At 47.9% G+C, this 355-nt stretch carries 1 protein-coding gene; it reads left to right on the top strand.

What is annotated here, in order from left to right; genetic code table 11:
* Positions 1 to 30: 30 nt before the first annotated feature.
* Positions 31 to 355 (top strand): hypothetical protein (locus AC1DIP_RS22385; protein WP_477735139.1); only part of this gene is annotated, 325 nt, incomplete at its 3' end.

The raw sequence follows: 355 nt of genomic DNA, 5'->3' as shown, positions 1-355 counted from the left end.
GTGTTGGATAAGCTGCTGCCGATTATGTGCATGTCTGAGTTCGGGGCTATTCCAGACGATATCGATTACATGTTTAATCCGATTCGTACGCCCAATGACAAAGACGTTGCAGAGCTGGCTGACAAGAAAACGACATCGATCATCAACGTGTACCAGGCAGGCATTATCAGTCAGAAGACCTCACTTAAGGAGCTTAAGCAACTAAGTGAAACAACGGGGCTGTTTACTAATGTCACCGATGAGGATATTGATAATGCCGACGATAGTACTCATCAGGGCGAGCTGCTTCCCGAGGAGGGATTGAGCTATGGCGGATTTATGGGCGCCGAAAAGACGGATCGAACAGTCTTACCAG

This window comes from Pseudarthrobacter sp. 05T312 (assembly GCF_056396685.1).
Note: the sequence above shows the minus strand (reverse complement) of the source record. Positions and strands in the feature narration are given on the sequence as shown.